General features: G+C 44.2%; 10 protein-coding genes, 2 tRNA genes and 2 rRNA genes. 5 read left to right on the forward strand and 9 right to left on the reverse strand.

Annotation, left to right across the window (positions count from 1 at the left end):
• The first annotated feature begins 85 nt into the window (after positions 1 to 85).
• The 4 genes from QS795_RS04250 to QS795_RS04265 all read left to right on the forward strand — a co-directional run bounded on the left by QS795_RS04250 (position 86) and on the right by QS795_RS04265 (position 3,792).
• Positions 86 to 161 (forward strand) — tRNA-Ala (locus QS795_RS04250).
• A gap of 334 nt (positions 162 to 495) precedes the next feature.
• Positions 496 to 3,401 (forward strand): 23S ribosomal RNA (locus tag QS795_RS04255).
• 141 nt (positions 3,402 to 3,542) lie between these two features.
• A 5S ribosomal RNA gene (gene rrf / locus QS795_RS04260) occupies positions 3,543 to 3,658 on the forward strand.
• Positions 3,659 to 3,715: 57 nt separating this feature from the next.
• Positions 3,716 to 3,792: transfer RNA gene (locus QS795_RS04265), tRNA-Asp, on the forward strand.
• 149 nt (positions 3,793 to 3,941) lie between these two features.
• Here the strand turns inward: QS795_RS04265 and QS795_RS04270 are convergent.
• The 4 genes from QS795_RS04270 to QS795_RS04285 form a co-directional block, all read right to left on the reverse strand.
• Positions 3,942 to 4,286: a YfiM family lipoprotein gene (locus QS795_RS04270; protein WP_154604596.1), complete on the reverse strand. Its 345-nt coding sequence runs from the start codon at positions 4,284 to 4,286 to the stop codon at positions 3,942 to 3,944.
• Between the two features lie 88 nt (positions 4,287 to 4,374).
• Complete coding sequence (gene pssA, locus QS795_RS04275) at positions 4,375 to 5,730, reverse strand: CDP-diacylglycerol--serine O-phosphatidyltransferase (RefSeq protein ID WP_286270081.1); 1,356 nt, start codon at positions 5,728 to 5,730, stop codon at positions 4,375 to 4,377.
• 159 nt (positions 5,731 to 5,889) lie between these two features.
• Positions 5,890 to 8,535, reverse strand: a complete 2,646-nt coding sequence (locus QS795_RS04280; RefSeq protein WP_286270082.1) for a bifunctional acetate--CoA ligase family protein/GNAT family N-acetyltransferase — start codon at positions 8,533 to 8,535, stop codon at positions 5,890 to 5,892.
• Between the two features lie 281 nt (positions 8,536 to 8,816).
• Complete coding sequence (locus QS795_RS04285) at positions 8,817 to 9,518, reverse strand: tRNA-uridine aminocarboxypropyltransferase (RefSeq protein ID WP_154604599.1); 702 nt, start codon at positions 9,516 to 9,518, stop codon at positions 8,817 to 8,819.
• Positions 9,519 to 9,691: 173 nt separating this feature from the next.
• Between QS795_RS04285 and QS795_RS04290 the strand changes: the two genes are divergently transcribed.
• Positions 9,692 to 10,825, forward strand: coding sequence for a tRNA/rRNA methyltransferase (locus tag QS795_RS04290; protein ID WP_154604600.1), 1,134 nt, complete (start codon positions 9,692 to 9,694; stop codon positions 10,823 to 10,825).
• A 79-nt stretch (positions 10,826 to 10,904) separates the two neighbouring features.
• Here the strand turns inward: QS795_RS04290 and emrB are convergent, their stop codons facing one another.
• The 5 genes from emrB to nrdF form a co-directional block, all read right to left on the reverse strand.
• The gene (gene emrB, locus QS795_RS04295) at positions 10,905 to 12,404 is read right to left on the reverse strand and encodes a multidrug efflux MFS transporter permease subunit EmrB (RefSeq protein ID WP_418055374.1); all 1,500 of its coding nucleotides are present in this window, start codon (positions 12,402 to 12,404) and stop codon (positions 10,905 to 10,907) included.
• A 57-nt stretch (positions 12,405 to 12,461) separates the two neighbouring features.
• Complete coding sequence (emrA, locus tag QS795_RS04300; RefSeq protein WP_154604601.1) at positions 12,462 to 13,640, reverse strand: multidrug efflux MFS transporter periplasmic adaptor subunit EmrA; 1,179 nt, start codon at positions 13,638 to 13,640, stop codon at positions 12,462 to 12,464.
• A 222-nt stretch (positions 13,641 to 13,862) separates the two neighbouring features.
• Positions 13,863 to 14,378: a transcriptional repressor MprA gene (gene mprA, locus QS795_RS04305; protein WP_154604602.1), complete on the reverse strand. Its 516-nt coding sequence runs from the start codon at positions 14,376 to 14,378 to the stop codon at positions 13,863 to 13,865.
• Between the two features lie 659 nt (positions 14,379 to 15,037).
• Positions 15,038 to 16,237, reverse strand: a complete 1,200-nt coding sequence (locus tag QS795_RS04310) for an MFS transporter (protein WP_286270085.1) — start codon at positions 16,235 to 16,237, stop codon at positions 15,038 to 15,040.
• A 144-nt stretch (positions 16,238 to 16,381) separates the two neighbouring features.
• The gene (gene nrdF / locus QS795_RS04315) at positions 16,382 to 17,353 is read right to left on the reverse strand and encodes a class 1b ribonucleoside-diphosphate reductase subunit beta (protein WP_318626939.1); all 972 of its coding nucleotides are present in this window, start codon (positions 17,351 to 17,353) and stop codon (positions 16,382 to 16,384) included.
• Positions 17,354 to 17,366: the final 13 nt, after the last annotated feature.

The raw sequence follows: 17,366 nt of genomic DNA on the forward strand, positions 1-17,366 counted from the left end.
ACGTCGCCAAGTTATGCCTTGCCTAAATTCGATTTAACTCAAAATTCTTTCTTAGTGAGAGAATCGATACTGGAATTACCTTTATGGGGCTATAGCTCAGCTGGGAGAGCGCCTGCCTTGCACGCAGGAGGTCAGCGGTTCGATCCCGCTTAGCTCCACCATAAACTTTCTGATTATTCAGAATAGATTAGAAATAGTCTATTGCGAATAATTATGCTCTTTAACAATCTGGAACAAGCTGAAAATTGAAAACAACGCACATTGTTTATCGCTTAAACAATGTGAGAGTCTCTCAAAAATCTCAACTTGAACGTGTTTTTCAAACACACAAGCAAGTGGCATGAGCGAGCAGTGTGAAATTCAAGGCGGACAGCGTGCAGCAAGCGCAGCGTACATGAGTACGTGAGCATTGCGAACCCTGCCCAACGAAGAACTTCACCACGCACAGCCATGACGTTTCGTGTCGTCTGATGAAAAGACACCTTCGGGTTGTGAGGTTAAGCGACTAAGCGTACACGGTGGATGCCTAGGCAATCAGAGGCGATGAAGGACGTGCTAATCTGCGATAAGCGTCGGTAAGGTGATATGAACCGTTATAACCGACGATTTCCGAATGGGGAAACCCAGTGCAATTCGTTGCACTATCGTTTGATGAATACATAGTCAAACGAGGCGAACCGAGGGAACTGAAACATCTCAGTACCTCGAGGAAAAGAAATCAACCGAGATTCCCCTAGTAGCGGCGAGCGAACGGGGAGCAGCCCAGAGTCTTAATCAGCATTAGCATCAGGAGAACGGTCTGGAAAGGCCGGCAGTAAAGGGTGATAGCCCCGTATCCGAAGGTGTTAGTGTTGTGAACTCGACGAGTAGGGCGGGACACGTGTTATCCTGTCTGAATATGGGGGGACCATCCTCCAAGGCTAAATACTCCTGATTGACCGATAGTGAACCAGTACCGTGAGGGAAAGGCGAAAAGAACCCCGGCGAGGGGAGTGAAATAGAACCTGAAACCGTGTACGTACAAGCAGTGGGAGCACCCTTGTGGTGTGACTGCGTACCTTTTGTATAATGGGTCAGCGACTTATATTCTGTAGCAAGGTTAACCGTATAGGGGAGCCGTAGGGAAACCGAGTCTTAACTGGGCGAATGAGTTGCAGGGTATAGACCCGAAACCCGGTGATCTAGCCATGGGCAGGTTGAAGGTTGGGTAACACTAACTGGAGGACCGAACCGACTAATGTTGAAAAATTAGCGGATGACTTGTGGCTGGGGGTGAAAGGCCAATCAAACCGGGAGATAGCTGGTTCTCCCCGAAAGCTATTTAGGTAGCGCCTCGTGAACTCATCTTCGGGGGTAGAGCACTGTTTCGACTAGGGGGTCATCCCGACTTACCAACTCGATGCAAACTACGAATACCGAAGAATGTTATCACGGGAGACACACGGCGGGTGCTAACGTTCGTCGTGAAGAGGGAAACAACCCAGACCGCCAGCTAAGGTCCCAAAGTCATAGTTAAGTGGGAAACGAAGTGGGAAGGCTCAGACAGCCAGGATGTTGGCTTAGAAGCAGCCATCATTTAAAGAAAGCGTAATAGCTCACTGGTCGAGTCGGCCTGCGCGGAAGATGTAACGGGGCTAAACTATGCACCGAAGCTGCGGCAGCGATATGTAAATATTGTTGGGTAGGGGAGCGTTCTGTAAGCCTGTGAAGGTGTGCTGTGAGGCATGCTGGAGGTATCAGAAGTGCGAATGCTGACATAAGTAACGATAATGCGGGTGAAAAACCCGCACGCCGGAAGACCAAGGGTTCCTGTCCAACGTTAATCGGGGCAGGGTGAGTCGACCCCTAAGGCGAGGCAGAAATGCGTAGTCGATGGGAAACGGGTTAATATTCCCGTACTGGTGATAATTGCGATGGGGGGACGGAGAAGGTTAGGCTGGCCGGGCGACGGTTGTCCCGGTTTAAGGATGTAGGCAGGTGAATTAGGCAAATCCGGTTCACTATATGCTGAGGTCTGATGACGAGTCACTACGGTGGCGAAGTAGCTCATACCCCGCTTCCAGGAAAAGCCTCTAAGCTCTAGATTATCATTAATCGTACCCCAAACCGACACAGGTGGTCAGGTAGAGAATACTCAGGCGCTTGAGAGAACTCGGGTGAAGGAACTAGGCAAAATGGTGCCGTAACTTCGGGAGAAGGCACGCTGGCATTAGGTGAAGTGATTTACTCATGGAGCTGAAGCCAGTCGCAGATACCAGCTGGCTGCAACTGTTTATTAAAAACACAGCACTGTGCAAACACGAAAGTGGACGTATACGGTGTGACGCCTGCCCGGTGCTGGAAGGTTAATTGATGGGGTTATCCGTAAGGAGAAGCTCTTGATCGAAGCCCCAGTAAACGGCGGCCGTAACTATAACGGTCCTAAGGTAGCGAAATTCCTTGTCGGGTAAGTTCCGACCTGCACGAATGGCGTAATGATGGCCAGGCTGTCTCCACCCGAGACTCAGTGAAATTGAACTCGCTGTGAAGATGCAGTGTACCCGCGGCAAGACGGAAAGACCCCGTGAACCTTTACTATAGCTTGACACTGAACATTGAGCCTTGATGTGTAGGATAGGTGGGAGGCTTTGAAGCGTGGACGCCAGTCTGCGTGGAGCCAACCTTGAAATACCACCCTTTAATGTTTGATGTTCTAACGTAGCCCCATTATCTGGGGTGCGGACAGTGTCTGGTGGGTAGTTTGACTGGGGCGGTCTCCTCCCAAAGAGTAACGGAGGAGCACGAAGGTTGGCTAAGCATGGTCGGACATCATGCGGTTAGTGCAAAGGCATAAGCCAGCTTGACTGCGAGAGTGACGGCTCGAGCAGGTACGAAAGTAGGTCTTAGTGATCCGGTGGTTCTGTATGGAAGGGCCATCGCTCAACGGATAAAAGGTACTCCGGGGATAACAGGCTGATACCGCCCAAGAGTTCATATCGACGGCGGTGTTTGGCACCTCGATGTCGGCTCATCACATCCTGGGGCTGAAGTAGGTCCCAAGGGTACGGCTGTTCGCCGTTTAAAGTGGTACGCGAGCTGGGTTTAGAACGTCGTGAGACAGTTCGGTCCCTATCTGCCGTGGGCGTTGGAAGATTGAAAGGGGCTGCTCCTAGTACGAGAGGACCGGAGTGGACGCACCACTGGTGTTCGGGTTGTCATGCCAATGGCATTGCCCGGTAGCTAAGTGCGGAAGAGATAACCGCTGAAAGCATCTAAGCGGGAAACTTGCCTTGAGATGAGTCTTCCCTGACTCTTTAAGGGTCCTAAAGGAACGTTTAAGACTAAGACGTTGATAGGTTGGGTGTGTAAGCGTAGCGATACGTTGAGCTAACCAATACTAATGAACCGTGAGGCTTAACCTGACAACACCGAAGGTGTTTTCGAGATGAGAGATTAAAGTTGATTCAATGAAGTGGGACGCCGAGAGGTGGACACGACAGCTTGTTCAGGATTGATATTCTGGTTTAGTGGATTAGAGACTAAACGGGAATAAACAGAATTTGTCTGGCGGCAATAGCGCGGTGGTCCCACCTGACCCCATGCCGAACTCAGAAGTGAAACGCCGTAGCGCCGATGGTAGTGTGGGGTCTCCCCATGTGAGAGTAGGGAACTGCCAGACATTAATTTAAAACTTATTGCGAAGCGATAAGTTGCCGAAAGGCAAAAAAGAATAAGTGGAGCGGTAGTTCAGTTGGTTAGAATACCTGCCTGTCACGCAGGGGGTCGCGGGTTCGAGTCCCGTCCGTTCCGCCACTTATAGCAAGCCCCGTGATGAAAATCATGGGGTTTTTGTTTTTTGCGACAAAGTAATTTCGAACTATATTTTCTCCCTATCGTTACAAAGTTCACTCTGCTATAGCGATCCTTCAAGATTTTTTTTGTTTATTATGAGCTAGCAAGTTCTATTTAAAGTTTTGATATAGAGTATAACCTGCCACTGCACCCGCTACATCATAAGCAAAATCATGCCAACTCCAGCCAGTACCTGCAGGTCGGCTATCATAAAGTTCTTTCGCAGCACCTAGCGAAATAGAAAACAACATACCGAATTGTGCTGCTTGCCGATGTTGCATGTTCTGTTTATCCGCATACGCATTACCAGCGGCAGCCATTGCAGCAGAAAAAGCAAAGTGCTGAGCCTTATCTTTTCCCTGCCAATTATCATTTGACCAATGGAAGCCTGAACAGCCTGTCATGACTATTAACGAGCAACTTAAAGCTAATGTTGTATAAGAGAAATTTGGCATGTATCTTGAGCCTCTACAGCAACTGATAAGTTAGAGTTCGTTAGATAATAAAAAGCGCCACATGAGCGGCGCTTTAGAGAGTCAATGATTAAAGTATTCGACTAATGAGACGATCAACTCGGATACGTCGCAATCGACGGATCAGTTTTTTTACTTTAACAGGGTAGGTTTGAATGCTATCCAGCTCGCGATAGTGATGAACAACTTTGGTATGGACTCGAATACAATCGAGTTCGTGTTGGCGTTGTTCTTGGAGTTGCTGTTTTGGATCGTGGATCAATACCGCATTTTCCAAGTCTAATCCCCAAGCTCGTGGATTCAGGTTATTACCTGTAATCAGCTGCCATTGATTATCAACCCACATTCCTTTCAGGTGATAAGTGTTGTCACCATCTTTCCATAAACGAACTGTCAGCTGTTCACTATCAATAAAGCGCTGCAAACGGCTAACAAACTTACGTAAGTTTATTTCATAGAGATAGGGTAAAGCGCCAATAATTTTAAAAGGTTCTTCAGGTGGAATATAGAAGTCGTTAGCGGTTTTATCGCCAATAATGATTTCAACTTTTTTTCCATCACGCAGTAACTTACTGATAATTCTAACCAAAACAGCAGGTAAATTAAAATATGGCGTACAGATAGTGAGCTTTTCAGTTGTTGAACTCATCAAATGGGTGATAGTACGATTTAACTCGTTTTTTTTACCTAGGCCAACAAATGGAGTAACGGCGAGTTCATCATTAGAAGCATTACCCGCAAATTGGTAATTAACGCCTCTTAATGACAAACGAAATTGCTTAATTAACCCTTTAAATTCCGCTGTTTTTGGCCTATCAGGCGTATTGAGTAGATGAATAGCATCCGATGATAAAAGAGAATCATCAATGAATTTTTTCATCGTCGTCGTGAGCTGGCTATTTTTGATGAGATGATATCTATCGTAGCGGTATTTTTCATGACGATGCAGATAGACATCATTGATGCTAGCCCCGCTATATAGGAGCGTATCATCAAATAAGAAACCTTTTAAATGCAGTACCCCTAATGCTTCACGCGTGTTTACGGGGATCCCGAAAACAGGGATCTCAACATCAGGGTATTGCTGAGAAACTTCATAATACCAATCAGCATTCGTCAGATTAGCAGCTGCGCCAATTCGGCCGCGCTGAGCTCGGTGCCAATCAACTAGAATTTTAATATCTAGATTAGGATTTGCTTGTTTAGCGGCATACAGAGCATGAAGGATGTCTTTACCCGCATCATCTTTTTCTAAATACAGAGCCGTAATGTAGACTGTATTTTTAGCTTGCGAGATCTGTTCAAGCAGAGCACCACGAAAATTTTCCGTCTTATAGAGCGTTTTAACATCATCAACCGACTGAGACAATTTAGGCATGTTTGCCAAGTGTTGTTGATGTTTTGCTTGTTTTAATTTTGACAACATCACAGTGTGAATTTTCTCTTGTTAGTCTAATAGCAAATCGCTTTATACAAATATTTAAGCGAATGATCTGTCGATGATATCATATTTACACCATTCATTAGGAATAAATTGACCATTGGTTTATTTACTATACAGATTACGGTTTATTCCTAACGCTAATTATAGATGCAGGGTGAGATTTACGACACCATCCTCGAATTGAACATCAATTTGGAACCCTAATTTTTTTGCCAAGCTGATCATATTACGGTTTTCCGGCATGGTGATCGCTGTCAGTTTTTTAATGCCATGCCCACGTGTGTAGTTGAGCAGCTTTTGCATTAATTGATAGCCGAGAGTCTGTCCTTTCATATCTGAGCGAACTAGAACGGCAAACTCAGCTTCCTGGTTATCAGGATCCGCCATTGCACGAGTTACACCAATAATTTCAGGTTGTGTATCACTATTTTTAATAGCGACAAACGCCATTTCTCGGTCGTAATCGATTTGCGTCATATTCGCGAGATCATCATGAGTGAATTCACTGATTTCACTGAAATAACGGTAATAAAGATCTTCTTTAGTGACTTGTTCAATAAAGGATTTTAAAAGTGGTTCATCTTCAGGAAGAATGGGCCTTAACAAGCAAGTTAGGTCATCTTTTAGGTTAATGGTCTCTTCGAGTTCATTAGGGTAAGGACGAATGGCAAGCCGAGTATTTGAATTGTCATTCGCTGGGTTCAATGTCATTGAAACATCAAGTAATGTAAATTCATCACCAGCGGCAAGTAGTGGATGTATATCTAATCGATTGATGTTAGGACAATCAATGATTAAGTTAGAGACACGAACTAATAAGCTGGCTAGCCCCGGAATATCTAATGGTTCTAGAGCACTACGGGCTTTAATTTTATGTCCTTTGATTGCATTAATGACCAAGTAACGTGCTAGCGCTAAGTTAAGTGGGGGAAGGGCTACAGCTGCCTGGCTCTCTTGCTGCCACTCTACGCCACCTTCGCCAAGCATGATCAATAAACCAAAAACAGGATCAAGCTCAACAGCAATTCGTAGCTCCTGAGCGCCTGCGCGATTCGCCATGCTTTGTACTAATAAGCCTTCAATCCGTGCTTGTGGGTAGTTGGTCGAGACCCGCTCAATGATGGCATTGGCGGCTTCTGCAACTTCTTTGGCATTTCTTAAATAGAGCATAACGCCCTGAACTTCTGATTTATGAACAATATCAGGAGAACGTAATTTTAGTGCAACGGGATAGCCAATTTTTTCTGCAATTTCAACGGCCTGTTCGCTGGAATGAGCAATCCATGTTGGTAAGCTGCTTAAGCCATAAGCTTTTAAGATTGGTTGAACTTCATGGGTATCTAGATGCAGCTTGTTATTTTCAATGGCTTGCATGATACAGGTATGCGCTTGTTGAGTATTTGCAGTTATTCCGACAGGAAGCGCCGGGGTTTCTTTTAATTGTTTTTGGTTACGGCGATATTCCACCATATGCATATAGGCGGTGATGGCACCTTCAGGTGTTCGGTAAGTTGGGATCCCAGCTTCGCTGAAGAGCCTTCTCGCTTCTTGAGATGAATATTCCCCGCACCAGTTTGTGAGGATGGTTAACCATTTACCTCGAGGATGCTGCTTAATGGTTTTGATCACTTTTTCTGCCATGGACTTACTCTGTGTAATGGCGCTTGGTGTGTGGATCAAAAGTAACGCATCATGATCGTGGCTATCGAGCATTTTGTTTAATACGTTGAGATATCTATCCACGGTAGCATCGTCGCCGAGGTCAATCGGGTTTTGGGTAGATAAATCTAATGGCAATAGGGAGCTCAGTTCGTTTTCAGTTTCTACACTGAGTTTTGCTAGCTTGCCATTACGTAGCAGTAACTCATCGAGCGCCATTGCGGCAGGTGCAGAGCCATTGCTCATAATCGATAAACGTTCTCCTCGTAGCGGAGTCATATAACTTAGTGTTTCTACCGCAGAGAACATTTCGTGAGTATCCTGGACTCGCAGTAAACCTGCCCGTTGAATCGCTGCATCATAAGCGGCATCTAAACTCGGTTTTTCACCAAGAAGCTCTTGAGCTTTGCGTGTTCGTCCGCTCTTGATAACGAGGATCGGTTTGTTACGCGATGCACTACGGGAAGATGATAAGAAGCGTCTTGCATCACTAATATTTTCTAAATAAAGCAAGATGGCACTGGTTTTACTGTCTCGAGCAAGATAGTCCAGTAGGTCATCAATATCGATATCAATGCTATCGCCAAGGGCAATAAAATAGGAAAAACCGATATCACGATGGCGCGCCCAATCTAAGACTGTATTTGAAACTGCGGCAGATTGTGAAATAAATGCCAGTTTGCCTTTCAAAATGGGGATTGGGGAAAAGCTAGCATTTAGCCCTTGCCACGGAGCAAAGAATCCTAAACTGTTCGGACCCAATAAACGAATTTGATATTGCTGAGCCACCTTTTTCAGTTCATTAAATTGAATAGAAGGGGACGATAAGATAATGACGACATTACAGCCTGCTTCCCCAAGTTGCCGGAGACATTCAACATTACGAGAGTAGTGAGTGCAGATCACTGCAAGATCAGGCTTGAGTGGGAGTTTGTCAATTGAGGGATAAGCAAGGACGCCAAGAATGGAGCTCCTGTTCGGGTTAACGGGCAGAATAGGGCCTTTGAAACCACTGCTGAGTAAATTTTTCATCATCACTGAGCCTGCTCGGCTAGGATCTTCTGAAGCGCCCACGACAACGATAGATTTTGGTCTAAACAATGACTCTAGCTGACTCACTAACCCCATGGCGGTAAACCTTTTTGTGGTGAGCGAAAACCCGCTCAACTGATTTTGAGTTCGTAAGCAACGCTATACGTTGCCGTAATACTATATGTTGCCGTAATACTATACGATGCTGGAATACTATGTCGTATATTGTGCCGTATATTGGGGGAAGCGCCAGTTTATCGGGGGTATTTTATTGAATATTACAAGCACCCTCACGTTTTGCTGTGAAGGTGATTTTCAAAATAGAAATTGCTGGAAAGCGAGGCATATAAATAACGTAAAAAAATGCCTATAAAGAGTTATTCTTGGGGCTGAGACAAGAGCATTTGAGCGGTAGGATGATGTGGTTTTCCCTCTAAGTATTTACGGCGAAACAGATTGAAATGCGTAAATAACGCTTGGGATGCATCAGTATCGCCAGCTTGCTCTAGCACAGTAGCTGCCACTTCAGCGGTACAATGCTGCTCTTCACGCGATGGGATACGCAGTAAGTAATCTGTTCTCGCTTTCGTATTGATAGACAACATTGGAATTTGATCCAAATAAGGGCTCTTGCGGAACATTTTACGCGCTTCTGGCCAAGTGCCATCTAACAAAATAAATAATGCAGGTTTGTCAGAAAGCGTTGGAGCATTGACGACAACGCGATCCGTTTGCGCATAGCTTTCTGGGAAAATTAGATAAGGTTGTCTAGTTTTATCTTGCAGTGCAGCTAATAGCTGGTTGTCAGGATCTGTTCTTGACCACTGATATGCCTGAGTATCAGGAAGCACATCAGCAATCAGCTTTCCGGTATTGCTGGGCTTAAAAACTTCACCATCAAACATAATCAAGCAAAATTGGCTTTTTGCTTGCGCTGAAACCGTTTCTTCACAGAGACATTGAGGAACGGGAAGCAGACAATATTGGCAGCGTTTTACCCGACAACCTCTTGCTTTAAAAGGTTTTGTAGAAAGGGCTAAGCGTTGCTGACGCAGATGATAGACAGCGTTCTGACTCATGGTTGATAGGGCACTTTTCGTTGCGACAAAAATAAGGGGCATATTGTACGCAAAACGATTTGTCTACGATAGAAGTATATTCAATAACTTTTCGGTGAGATAATAGCGCGGATCGGTAGCGTAGCTTTGCAACTTCATGTAATCTTCGCGCCATAGCTTAGTAGGGGATAGCGATGAACGACACGAATGATTTTAGTGGTAAAAACGGCAAAGTAAAAGTGATGTATGTCCGTAGCGAAGAGCAGGACAACAATAAAGGTAATGATAAACGCCGTGGCGGTCGTGATGATAAGCGCGACGATAGACGCGGTGATAAACGTTCAGGTGGACGTAATGATCGCAACGACCGTAATGATCGTAACGAACGTTCAGGCCGCTCTGGTCGTCCAGAGGGTGGTCGTTCAGAACGCCGTTCTGACAACGATAGACGCTCAAGTAGTCGCGATAGCGCACCACGTGGCGAGCAATCTCCGTGGCGCACCGTTTCAAAACCGGGCAGTGATGAATTAGAAAACGATCATGGTGGTATTTCAGGAAAAAGCCAAATTGATCCTGAGCAACTGCGTAAACAACGCCAAGAAGAAACCCGTATTTACGGCGAAAATGCCTGCCAAGCGATGTTTAAAAACCGTCCAGATGGTATTGTCCGTGCGTGGTTCTTGCAGTCAGTCACTCCACGTTTTCGTGATGCATTAAAATGGATGGCAGCAAACCGTAAGGCGTACCATGTTGTTGATGAAGAAGAGTTAACAAAAGCGTCTGGTACTGAGCACCACGGCGGCGTGTGCTTTATCATCAAAAAACGCGGTGGTATGGCAGCAGAAACCTATTTAGAAAATGCGGTCGATACCGATTGTGTTTTAGCGTTAGAAGATGTTGGTAATCCGCATAACCTTGGTGGGATCATGCGTAGCTGCGCTCACTTTGGTGTGAAAGGTGTGATTTTACAAGATGCAGGAATGCTGGAATCCGGTGCGGCAATTCGTACCGCAGAAGGTGGCGCTGAGCATATTAAAGCCATTGATGCAGATGGTTTCACGCCAACACTGAATAAATTCCGTGAAGCAGGCTATACCATCGTCACGACATCAAGCCATAAAGGTAGTCAGGACATTGCTAAGGTTCAATTACCGAAGAAAATGGTGTTGGTGTTAGGTCAAGAGAGTGATGGTTTAAGTGACAGCACATGGGATCAGGGTGATATGAGCCTGTACATTGGCGGAACAGGTAAAGTTGAAAGCCTGAACGTCTCTGTCGCAACAGGGATTATGCTTTCTCAGTGGTGGTCACAAAATAAAGTTAAGTAATGATTTACTGACTTGAGCTAGCCTAAAAAACCATACGCAAAATTGTGTATGGTTTTTTTTCGTCTGAAGTATATGTCGGTTAGTGAGCTCCACCACCATCTTTTGAACCGGCTCCGAATGGGGGTTTGGCAAACCAGACAATCACCATCAACAGAATAAACACGCCTGCGGACATCCAGAAAATTTCATTAGCAGAAATAATTAACCCTTGCTCAGTAATTGAGCGCGCAATATACGCGGCACTTTGCTGCTCATTCATGCCTATTTGCGCCAACTCACTGTACATATGTTGGGCATTGGGATTGTATGGGTTAACAAACTCTGTCAGATTTTCATGGTGCATTGCTTCACGTTGTGTCCACAACGTGGTGGTGATGGAAGTACCAATTGCACCCGCTAAGGTTCGCGTAAAGTTAGATAAGCTAGATGCTGATGCCATTCTTTCCGGAGGTAAACCCGATAATGTAATGGTTGTTAGTGGCATAAAGAAGCAGGCTATCGCTAAACCTTGAACGAACTGAGGCCATGCTGCCGCGGCAAATCCCATACCTGGTTCGAAGGTGTAAGCTCTCCAGTAATAGCACACGGCATACATAATAAAGCTGAAGGTGACTAAATAACGCATATCGATGCGGTTACCAAAGCGACCAATAATCGGCGTGATCAGCAGCGGCAATAGGCCCACTGGCGCCGAGGCCAAACCCGCCCACGTTGCCGTATAACCGTACACTTCTTGCAGTAACTGAGGCAACAGAACGATAGTACCGAAATAGAGCATATATGCCAGACTAAGCGCCAAACAACCGATGGTAAAATTACGCTCTTTAAAGAGGGAAAGGTCGATGACGGGATGATCATCAGTCAGTTCCCAAACAATTAAGAAAGCTATCGCGACAACGGCGACAACGGTTAGAACGATGATCTCCGTAGAGTTAAACCAATCGAGCTCTTTCCCTTGGTCGAGCATAATCTGCAATGCACCAATCCCGACAACCAGTAAGACGAGCCCCACGGTATCAATCGGCTTGATAGCAATTTGAGTTTCACGTCCTTTAAGCGTTCGCATAATGGCAAAAATAATCGCGATACTAAATGGAACGTTGATAAAGAAAATCCAGCCCCAGTGGTAGTTGTCACTAATATAGCCACCAAGAATAGGCCCACAAATCGGCGCGACCACAATAGTCATCGACCACAGTGCAAGTGCCATACTACGTTTGGCTGGTGGATAGTTATTGAGTAATAGACTCTGAGACAACGGAATGAGTGGGCCAGCAACCAAGCCTTGCAGAACGCGGAATAAAATCAGCATTTCTAAGCTGTTGGAGATCCCACACAACCATGAGGTAAGGGCGAAAAGCCCGGTAGACCATAAAAAGAGGCGAACTTCTCCAATACGACGAGCTAACCAGCCAGTGACCGGAATGGAGATAGCATTCGCTACCCCAAACGATGTGATCACCCATGTGCCTTGTGAGTTAGATGCACCCAAGTTACCCGCAATAGTGGGGATAGCGACGTTAGCAATGGTCGAATCCAAAACTTGCATAAAGGTCGCCAAAGATAACGCAATGGTCATCCAAGCCAGTTTTGAACCTGTTAACGGTGCACTTGTCACGTTAATGTCTCCGTTTACTTATTTGCCAGAGTTATTTTGAATAATCTCAGCAACAATTTTGTCAGCAGGAGACATATCAACCGCTAAAGCGGTTGTGTGATAAGCCGGCGTATCTCGCAGGCCTTTGGATAACACTTTGCCATCTTTATTGGCTGTATCCACTTCGACTTCGGTTGAGAGCCCAATACGTAGAGGATATTCATCAAGTTGGGTTTCATCGAGGGCGATTCGTACCGGAAGGCGTTGCACTACTTTGATCCAGTTACCGCTCGCATTTTGAGCAGGCAATAACGAGAATGCGCTTCCCGTTCCCATATCAAGACCAATCACTGTGCCGTTGAATACCACATTCTTGCCGTAAAAATCGGTAGTTACTTTGGCGGGTTGACCAATACGCATACTGGCTAATTGCGTCTCTTTAAAGTTGGCATCAATCCACATTCCGCTGGATGGCACAATTGCCATTAATGGGGTATTTGGCGTGATTTGTGAACCGACTTGCACACTGCGGCGAGAAACATAACCATCTACTGGACTAACAATTTTAGTACGTTGCAGGGCAAGCCACGCATTTCTAACTTGCGTTGCAGCTTGTTCGACAAGTGGTTGTTTTTCTAAAGCCGTATTGAGCACGATAGCTTGATTGGCATTGTACTGTTCAATCGCCACATCAAGTGCACCTTTCGCACTAACGACCGCTTCTCTCGCGTGTTGGAGCTCTTCTTTACCGATTAAATTGCTGCTACCTAAGACTTCGCGGCGTTTTAAATCATTTTGTAAGCGGGATAGTTCAGAACGTTTAACATCAATATTTGCTTGAAATTGGCGGCTATTGATAATGTGCTGTTGGGATTGTCGAACACTGTTAGCAAGTTCAGTTTTGGCTTTTTCTAGGGCGAGTTCGGCATCTCTGGGATCTAACTCCACCAGTACCGTTCCACTTTTCACAAAATCGGTATTATCGACATTGACTGTCATGACGCTACCGGATATTTGCGCTTGGATTTGAACTTGATTTCCAGCAACGTAAGCGTTGTCTGTCGATTCGTAATGGCGTAAGACGAGATACCAGTATGCAGTCCAACCGATGCCAATCGCGATAAAAATAACGGTTAGGAACATTAGGGCATTTCTGCGCTGTCTTTTTTTGTTTAACGGTGGCGTTTGCGTTTCAGGCAGATCCTCGCGTGCGCTCATACTGGTGGTTCCCCATATTCAATGGATAAAAATAACGGCTGTTTCCAGCAGTTAGTGTTAACTACTGGAAACTAAGACGACAAATGACTTCGTTGCTCGATGGGATATCGCAATATATAACTGAAAGGATAATGAAATATATGTGAGTGAAAAGTTTTTTTTCAGTTTAAGCCACAGAATGCCTCAAAAACATTAAACATGCACTATATGTGGTCAATATTATCAGTCTTTTATGCTATCGAGTTTTGCTAATAATTTGCGCATCAGCTTGTCGAGCAGCTGTTTTTCATCAATATCCAATGAAGACCAGATATCGATCAATGCTTTATGTTGTGGTGGTAATAATCCACTGAGAAACTCAGAGCCTTTTTCAGTTAAGTGCAAATGTAAGCAACGACGGTCGTTATGGCTTTCTTTACGCTCAATCCAACCATTTTTTTCTAATTCATCGGCAATACGTGTCGCGTTAGTCCGTGAAGAACCTAATGCTGCACTGAGTTCAGATGGCTGAATGCTATGAGAATCTTTGGTATCAAGGATCATGAGCGCCATAAATAGCGTTTCATTGACGCCCTGAGCTCTTAGCATATTGTTACGTGATTCCAACAATTTTCCATGAACGTGCATGCATAAGCGCGTCAATAAAATTTCTTGGTAAGGGATAGTATTTTCCAGTGAAGTTTGTTGCGCGACGCGAGCGTTAAGTAATTCTTCTGTCGGTGTAAATGAACTTTCCATTATTTGGATACCTTATTAGTTTCAGTTGGTAAGATTTCAACTGTAATCAACCATGTGAATGGTATATTAAAAGATAGAATTAGCAATTATACTTAATTAATTTCATCCATTTTATTTTGACAATGATACATCATTCATAAATTTTATGAATGTGTTTTAACGCATTTAGTATAGTTCAATTAACAATCACTGCTTTCCTACTATCATGTAGGTAAATAGATGAAAATATAATTGCGTTTTATACGACAAATAAAATCATATAAAACAATATATAATCACATCGCATTAACTCAATACCATTTTTTTTATTACTCAATAATTACAAGATAGAAGGATCTTTCTGTTTTTTGGGGTAAATACCCTAGAAAGACATCTAGGGTATTGAGTAATACCGAATTAATATTTTATGGGTAAGAAGTATACCATTTGATAAAGATATACTTTTTGCTTAACTGTGTCACTTATTAACTTTTTCTAGGTAAATTATACCTTGAACCAATTATTTATCATTGTTAGCTATTCAATATGATGATTATTATCACAGTGCCATAATAATAGGCTAAATAATGTGCACATGAAGAATAAATGAAATATTAAATGAGTATAGAGTTCTATAGCAGCCAAATAGATGTCTGCTATAGATATAAATGAATGAAGTATTACTGTTCAGAGGTAATTGTTGGATCGAATCGAGAGCCGATTGCCCAAATGATTAAACTGATGCCAGTGATAATAACACCTGAAATAGCGACGCCCATCCAGCCTGCATGTTCATAGGCATAACCTGAAAGTAATGAGCCAAGTGCTCCACCAATAAAATAACTGGTCATATAGCCGGCAGTTAAGCGATTTCGTGCTTCAGGCATAATACGGTAAAGCGTGCTTTGGTTAGTCACATGAACGCCTTGAATGGCCAAATCAAGCACTAAGATACCGATAATAAAAGCGATGAGTGAATATTTTGCCAGACCGATTGGGATCCACGAGAGCAACAAGAGAATTAGCCCAAGGGTAGTGACTAATTTGCCTTTACCTTTATCCACTAAGCGTCCGGCTTGGGTTGCCATTAATGCGCCTGCTGCGCCAACCAGACCAAATAACCCGATAGTGCCCTCCGAATAATTAAAAGGTGGACTAGCTAATAAGAATGCCATCGCCGTCCATAATAGTGCAAAGTTAGCGAAAGTGAGGGCACCTAGTAGTGCTCGAGTCGCTAAGACTGGTGTAGTAAAAAACAGGCGTCCGATAGAGCCAATAAGTTGAAAATAGTTAAGCTCCGTTTTTTGGTGATAGCGCGGTAATTTAAGTGCCAAAATTAGGATCAGAAGCATCATTAATCCAAAGGCAACCCAGTAAATTGCTCGCCAACCGCCTATCATTGCCACGCCACCAGAGATAGTTCGGGCAAGTAAGATACCAAGAAGTAATCCACTCATAATGGTGCCTACCGCTTTACCTCGCTGGTGAGGTTTTGCAATAGAAGCAGCCATAGGAACAAGAACTTGGGCGACAACGGAGAATAACCCTGTGAGGGCGGTACCGAGAAGAATTTGCCAGATATTGTCAGAAAGTGCGGTGATCAATAAACCACTGGCTGACAATGTTGTCATCACGATGATCAATTTTTTGCGTTCAAAAAGATCACCAAGAGGAACAAGGAAGAGTAACCCAACGGCATAACCTAATTGGGCGGCGGTCACAATAAAGCCGGCCATGTTGGTTGTTAGGTTGAATTGGAGTGCGATGGTGTCTAACAGGGGTTGTGCGTAATAGTTACTGGCAACGACCAGCCCAGTGGCGATGGCCATTAAGAGCGTTAAGCCCGCAGTCAGTTCCGCTTTTGGTGTTTTCATGCTCATTATGCTTCGGATATGAATGTTATTTTATGATCTTGTGGGTAGGCATTAAGCCTATCCCACTATGACCGTTTATAGTATTAATGATTTAAGTGATTTTATTATTTTTTTCAAAAGATTGATGCGAGATATTTTTGTTGATGTTATTCAAAAAAGCCAATCATCATCTTCAGTACTGACTGCTTTACCAATCACATAGGATGAACCTGAACCTGAGAAAAAGTCATGGTTTTCGTTGGCATCAGGCGAAAGTGCAGACAAAATCTCTGGGCTAACTTGGGTTATTGAATCAGGGAACAGTGCCTCATAGCCCAAATTCATCAAGGCTTTATTCGCATTATAGTGAAGGAAGCTTTTTACATCTTCACTCCAGCCAACGCCATCATACAGCTCTTGGGTGTATTTGATTTCATTTTCATATAAATCAAACAATAGTGAAAAAGTGAAATCCTTAATTTCATTGCGTTCTTGTTCAGAATAATGGACAAGGGCTTTTTGAAATTTATAACCAATATAGTAACCATGAATAGCTTCATCGCGGATGATTAGGCGGATTAAATCAGCGGTATTGGTGAGTTTTCCACGGCTTGACCAGTGCATGGGTAAATAAAAGCCCGAGTAAAACAAAAAAGATTCTAAAAAGACGCTGGCGACTTTTTTCTTCAGTGGATGTTCATCGCAGTAGTAAGACAAAATAATTTTGGCTTTATTTTGCAGCGCACTGTTTTCTTCACTCCAACGGTAAGCTTCATCAACATCGGCTGTGGAGCACAGCGTTGAAAAGATAGAGCTGTAGGAGCGTGCATGGACAGCTTCCATAAAGCTGATATTGGAGAGAACCGCTTCTTCGTGAGGCGTTTGAGCATCTCCCATTAAACACGGTGCCCCAACGGTATTTTGGATGGTATCCAACAAGGTTAGCCCGGTAAAAACGCGTATGGTGAGCTTTTGCTCGGTAGGTGTCAGAGTGTTCCAAGAAACTGTGTCATTAGACAGTGGGATTTTTTCCGGTAGCCAAAAATTACTGGTCAATCGGTTCCATACTTCGAGATCTTTATCATCTTGGATTCGGTTCCAGTTGATCGCTTGAACAGGGCGATTGAGCGTGCTGGTGGTCATTATCTTTTTCCTT

This window comes from Providencia zhijiangensis, from assembly GCF_030315915.2.
Lineage (GTDB): Bacteria > Pseudomonadota > Gammaproteobacteria > Enterobacterales > Enterobacteriaceae > Providencia > Providencia zhijiangensis.